At 37.9% G+C, this 5,646-nt stretch carries 7 protein-coding genes; 3 read left to right on the forward strand and 4 right to left on the reverse strand.

What is annotated here, in order from left to right:
- Positions 1-173 precede the first annotated feature (173 nt).
- The 4 genes from ACTBZY_RS13690 to ACTBZY_RS13705 are packed head-to-tail and all read right to left on the reverse strand — an operon-like array spanning position 174 to position 3,036.
- Positions 174-725 carry a hypothetical protein gene (locus ACTBZY_RS13690; RefSeq protein WP_463046902.1) on the reverse strand — a complete coding sequence of 184 codons (552 nt, stop codon included), beginning with the start codon at positions 723-725 and terminating at the stop codon, positions 174-176.
- A gap of 29 nt (positions 726-754) precedes the next feature.
- Positions 755-1,192 carry a DUF3299 domain-containing protein gene (locus ACTBZY_RS13695; protein ID WP_463046903.1) on the reverse strand — a complete coding sequence of 146 codons (438 nt, stop codon included), beginning with the start codon at positions 1,190-1,192 and terminating at the stop codon, positions 755-757.
- Positions 1,193-1,220: 28 nt separating this feature from the next.
- The gene (locus ACTBZY_RS13700; RefSeq protein ID WP_463046904.1) at positions 1,221-2,402 is read right to left on the reverse strand and encodes an ABC transporter permease; all 1,182 of its coding nucleotides are present in this window, start codon (positions 2,400-2,402) and stop codon (positions 1,221-1,223) included.
- 1 nt (position 2,403) lies between these two features.
- Complete coding sequence (locus tag ACTBZY_RS13705) at positions 2,404-3,036, reverse strand: ABC transporter ATP-binding protein (protein WP_463046905.1); 633 nt, start codon at positions 3,034-3,036, stop codon at positions 2,404-2,406.
- 131 nt (positions 3,037-3,167) lie between these two features.
- Between ACTBZY_RS13705 and ACTBZY_RS13710 the strand changes: the two genes are divergently transcribed.
- The 3 genes from ACTBZY_RS13710 to ACTBZY_RS13720 all read left to right on the forward strand — a co-directional run.
- Positions 3,168-3,803: a peroxiredoxin gene (locus ACTBZY_RS13710; RefSeq protein ID WP_463046906.1), complete on the forward strand. Its 636-nt coding sequence runs from the start codon at positions 3,168-3,170 to the stop codon at positions 3,801-3,803.
- Positions 3,804-3,928: 125 nt separating this feature from the next.
- Entirely contained in the window at positions 3,929-4,726 is a 798-nt protein-coding gene (locus tag ACTBZY_RS13715; protein WP_463046907.1) for a glycoside hydrolase family 25 protein, read from the forward strand.
- Positions 4,727-4,774: 48 nt separating this feature from the next.
- A partial coding sequence (locus ACTBZY_RS13720; RefSeq protein WP_463046908.1) for a glucose-6-phosphate isomerase occupies positions 4,775-5,646 on the forward strand: 872 nt, incomplete at its 3' end.

Below are 5,646 nucleotides of genomic sequence, written 5' to 3' on the forward strand. Positions count from 1 at the left end.
CACAAATCAGTATACTTCGTCAAGCTCAGCACAAGCTACACCCATTTAAACTCAATTACCATAGCTGTGCTAAGCTAAATTCCTTTAATTATCTGATTAATTGTACTCTATAACTACTCATAACGATTCCCCAACGCATAATCCGGGTTTTATCTTGCTGAGAAATTACCTGTTTACTTACTTCTAACCAGGTTGACTCTTACACCTGTACTAATCTGAGGGTGCATGAAGAGCAAGTCTGGTACTAATTCTGCATACAAACCGGCATCTAAGAATATACCAATGTCATTACCAGGAAGGTTGTATTCTAGACCGGCATTGCCAGTTGGTCCTAATGAAATTTGCTTATCACCATTTTGTCTTGTACCAACCAAGTTTTCTTCTGAAACATATTCACGGAAGTTAACTTGGCCTCCAAAGCCATAATAAACTTTTAGGGCGTCACCACTTCCTACAGGTCTATGCCAAGAGTATATACCCTGAACCATAAGTCCAGATTTAGAGTAAGTACCTTTTCTATATTTTCTTTCTCTACCGTAAATAAAGCCATAAGTACCAAAATTCAGGTCAAATGTTTTGTCCCCATATTGGAAATATTTCCTAAGGTTAATGCCTAAAGGTTCTCCAATTTTAAAACCTACGGCAAGATTTTTTTCATATTGAGCGGCAGCGTTAAAGCTTATTGAAAGAAAAACTAACAAGCTTAAAAGAACTGTTTTTTTCATAAAAATTTCGATGAGTGTTTAGGTTAATGTTATTCAACTAAGGTGGCTTCTTGTAAGATGTAATTTAGTTCATCAAGGTTGTCTTTGTTAAGCGAAAGTTTACCTGTTAAGGTTACTCGGTCGTCGGTATCGAAACGCTTAACCTTCCCTTTAAATTTTATGGACATGACGGATTCTGGACCAGCTCCACCACAAAAGAAACAGGAGGCGTAAGGGTTTGCCGATAAGACGTAATAGTTTGTTTCAATGTCAATCGGAATCATGTAACCTGTGATCTGAACCTGTTTGTCCTTTAAAGGAGCTACGGTAGAGCCAAACTTTGGGATTAAAATAAACATACCTTCTGCCTGATTCCACTTTTTGTCGAAACTAACATCAGTCAATGTTTTCCAGGTAATCACCTTCGGTGGATCGGCTGTAAAGGAAGCGAGTGAAAACAGAATAGGTATCAGTAAAAGCTTTTTCATAGTGGCGATTTTATTTAACAAAGCTGCTTTAATCTCTAGCGAGCGTTTTTGAAATGTTGATATTATAAATACTTAAAGCCGGCAATGCCGCGGAAAGCACCCCTATCACTAACGCCATAAGGAGCAAATAAATTTCGCTTATGCCAATTTCTAATAGGTTCAATGTTGTAAAGTTGGTTTCGGTTAAGAGGTTACCAATAATGAGCATGGCTAATTTGGATAATAGAATTCCGAAAACGTAGCCTATAAAACTAAGTATAAGACCTTCTAAAAGGAGTTGGATAAATACTTTGGTCCGGCTCGCTCCTAAGGTGAGCATCAATGCTTTTTCATTTTTTTGGTCTTTAAGAGAATTAAAGAGAGAAACAAAAACACTGATTCCTGAGATTAAAACAATGAGATAGGCCAAATATTTGGCAATTTCGATTCCTGTTCCAAACAGCTTTAAAAGTCGATTTATTTCTATGGATGGCAAAGCCGCTTGCATATTGGTGTTTTCGTTGACCATTCTTGGGATAGTCATTAAACCCATAGGAGACCTAAATTTCACTAAAGCTGATGTCACCTCGTAGTGATGTTCATGGTCGGCTTCTTCTTCATGAGCATGAATATTCCAGATGCTTTCTAGACTACAAACTATTAGTTTATCCAGTACAGAACCCGTTTCTTTAAGAATCCCGACCACCTTATAAGGTTTTTCTTCATGAGCTTCACCGGCTGCGTCTAAACCATGAGAGCTTTCAAAACTATCACCGATTTTTAGATTTAAAACATGGGCTACATAAGAACCGATGGTCACGTCTAGTTTCTCTTTAAAAATATCTCCCGTGGTAAGTGTTGCATGATAATGTTTCAGGAATGTTGGATGAGTACCTATAATGCGGTAGCCCTTATAATTATCTCCAAAGGATAGCGGAATAAGCTCTTTAACCAAAGGATTAGATTTTAATCGATTCACTTCTTCCAAAGACACATTGCCCGTAGGGGCGTCTATATGAAATACGGACGAAAGAATCAGTTGTAATGGAGAACCTTTGGCTCCAACCACCATATCTATGCCTGAGATAGATTTGGTGAAATTTCCTTCCAGCTGTTTACTAAGGTTAGCCACCAATGAAATGATGGCTACGCCAATTGCCATCAGTAGAATACAGAGGAAACTACTTAACCTTTTATGTGCTATTTTATTCCAAACCAGTTTAAGAAGCATTTTATAAATGGATTTGGTTGGAAATTTTGTCTTTTAATCTTTGGTCATGTGTTACTATCACTAGTGCCGCTCCATGTTCTTTTGCGGTCTGATGAAGCAAGTCGTGCACCCTTTCACAGTTTTGGTCATCTAGGTTAGAAGTGGGCTCATCGGCCAGTAGCAATTTGGGTTCATTTAATAAGGCTCTCGCAATGCCCAATCGCTGCATTTCTCCACCACTTAATTCATATATTTTCTTACCCAGTAAGTGGCTTACTTCAAGGCGTTCAGCCATCAGTTTCGCTTTGTCTTTATTGAGCGTTTTTTTTGCATAATAATTGGCCAAAAGCAAATTGTCCATAACTGACAGTGACTTTATAAAATGGTGCTGTTGAAAAATAAGTCCAATATTCTGAGCTCTAAAAGCGGCTGCTTCTTTATTGGAGAGGCTAGTGGTTTCAACATTGTCAATAAACACCGAACCTTGCTGAATAGGAAGAATTAATCCTAATAAGTGCAATAATGTTGTTTTACCTTTTCCACTTTCTCCTATTATCAACAGCTCTTCCCCAGCCGAGCATATCAAGTCTGGATAAGAAAAGTTGACACTTTCTGTATAAGTATGAACAAGATTTTTGGTTTGAAGTATTGACATAGCCCTGCAAAAATAAACATTAGCTTGTTCCTTTAAATAATTTGTGAAATATATCAGCTTAAGGGATTTATTAAGTACCTCTTTTTGTTAAAAAAATACACGAATTTAATTTTTATCAAAACAATAATACCATGTCACTAAGATTAGGAGATATAGCACCAGATTTTACAGCTGAAACAACGCAAGGAAAGATTAATTTTCACGAATGGTTAGGAGATTCATGGGGAATGCTTTTTTCGCATCCTGCAGATTTTACACCAGTATGTACTACAGAGTTGGGGAAAACGGCCTTATTAAAAGGAGAGTTTGAGAAGAAGAATGTGAAAGTATTGGCTGTTTCAGTAGATAACTTGGAGTCTCACAATAAATGGATTCCAGACATAGAAGAGGTGAGTGGTGTAAAGATGAACTTCCCTATCATTGCTGATGAAGGCAGAAAAGTGGCGGAATTGTATGATATGATTCACCCAAATGCTTCTCAGAAAGCTACGGTACGTTCAGTATTTATTATTGGGCCGGATAAAACAATCAAATTGATGTTAACATATCCTGCATCTACGGGTCGTAATTTCACAGAGTTGCTACGTGTAATAGACAGTTTACAGCTTACTGCAGATTATAGTGTAGCCACACCAGCAGACTGGAAAGACGGAGATGATGCTATTGTGGTTCCTAGTATTTCGACAGAAGATGCCATTAAGAAATTCCCTAAAGGGGTGAGAGAGGTTAAACCTTACTTGAGATATACACCGCAGCCAAACAAATAGTCTTTTGAAGGCAATAAAACAAGGGGTTGTTCATTAGAAGAGCAGCCCCTTTTTTTGTTGTATATCAAACTTTTATGGAACAGGATGTTGATTCTGATTCCTAATAGTTTTAGCTTTGTGGAAGTGTGAAGAAAAGAAAAAATCATAGTACGTTATTAGATCGTTTGCTAAATCGGCATTGGCGTCTGTCAAGCCTTTATGCCATTTTTCTGCTGTTTTTGCTGGTTTCTTATCCTTCTTCGGTTATTGACGGTATGCGTAAAGTAGAAACCGAAGAAGCTAGGATTAGGCTACCATTTAAATACAAGACGCACGGTATAGATATCTCTCATCATAATGGAGCCATAGATTGGGAGAAAGTTTCGTCTCATAAGGAACACCATTCAGCGGTTCGTTTTTGCTTTGTAAAAGCGACTGAGGGCACAGACATGATTGATAAAAGATTTCTGGATAACTGGGAAGCTTTAGGAGATAGAGGCATTAAACGAGGTGCGTATCACTTCTTTAATCCTAAAACAGATGCTAGATTACAGGCTTTGAATTTTATTCTTAATGTGAAGTTAGAAAAAGGAGACTTGGCTCCAGTTTTAGATTGGGAGACGCTAGGGTCGGGTAGGAATAGAAGGGATATTGCAGATAATGTACAAATTTGGCTAGAAATTATTGAAAAACATTACGGTATAAAACCCATCATTTATACCAACAAACATATTTATGACCTCTACATAAGGGAGGGCTTTACGGATTATCCACTTTGGATATCTCATTATGAAGTTCCCGAATTGATAGGTTATGATCTTTCTCAGGTCTATTTCTGGCAACACACCATGAAAGGCCGAGTGGAAGGAATAGAATCATCAGTAGATTTTAATGTATTTATTAGAGATGATTTCGAGATAGAAAGACTTACACTTCTTCAATAATCCTTTTTAAAACACATTTGTTTATCAAAAAAGAATTAATTCTATTCTATGCTAAAATCTGTTGATTTCACCCAAACGGATGCTTTCCGTAAATTGAAGAGCCACCAAAAGACCATTTCTAAGACCGACATCAAAACGCTTTTTCAGGAAGACCCTAAGCGTTTCAGTAAATTCTCAATCAGGTTTAAAGATATTCTCCTAGATTATTCTAAAAACAGAATTAACGGGAGAACCATGGCCGCTCTAATAAGACTGGCGGAAGAGTGTGAGTTGGAGGACGCCATTCAGAAGATGTTTGATGGCGATGCCATCAATAAAACGGAAGGAAGGGCTGTTTTACATACGGCATTAAGAAATAGGTCTAACGAGCCAGTAATGGTCGACGGTGAGGATGTCATGCCATTAATCAATGGAGTTTTGGCTCAAATGGAGACATTTTCTAACTCGGTAAGGTCTGGTGAGTGGAAGGGTTATTCAGGGAAAAAGATAAAGGATATTGTAAATATAGGTATTGGTGGGTCAGATTTAGGGCCTGTTATGGTAACAGAAGCTTTAAAACCTTATGCTAAAAAGGGTTTGAATGTTCATTTTGTTTCTAATGTAGACAGTACGCATATCACAGAAGTGCTTAAAGGCCTAAAAGCAGAAAGCACCATGTTTATGATAGCCTCTAAAACATTCACTACCCAAGAAACCATGGCAAACGCCGCAGCGGCCAAGAGCTGGTTTATAGCGAATGGTGGCAGCCAAGAAGATGTGAAGAAACACTTTGTAGCTCTTTCTACCAATGAGAAAGGGGTGAGTGCATTTGGGATAGATACCAAAAACATGTTTACGTTCTGGGATTGGGTAGGAGGTAGGTACAGTCTTTGGAGTGCCATAGGTCTGTCTATCGCGTGTAGTATTGGTTATACAAACTA

The organism is Arcticibacterium sp., assembly GCF_055134445.1.

Coding starts and splice junctions, on each gene's coding strand:
- ACTBZY_RS13705 (WP_463046905.1), bottom strand. CDS start 3,036: ATGTCAATACTTCAAACCAAAAATCTTGTTCATACTTATACAGAAAGT.
- ACTBZY_RS13695 (WP_463046903.1), bottom strand. CDS start 1,192: ATGAAAAAGCTTTTACTGATACCTATTCTGTTTTCACTCGCTTCCTTT.
- ACTBZY_RS13700 (WP_463046904.1), bottom strand. CDS start 2,402: ATGCTTCTTAAACTGGTTTGGAATAAAATAGCACATAAAAGGTTAAGT.
- ACTBZY_RS13690 (WP_463046902.1), bottom strand. CDS start 725: ATGAAAAAAACAGTTCTTTTAAGCTTGTTAGTTTTTCTTTCAATAAGC.
- ACTBZY_RS13710 (WP_463046906.1), top strand. CDS start 3,168: ATGTCACTAAGATTAGGAGATATAGCACCAGATTTTACAGCTGAAACA.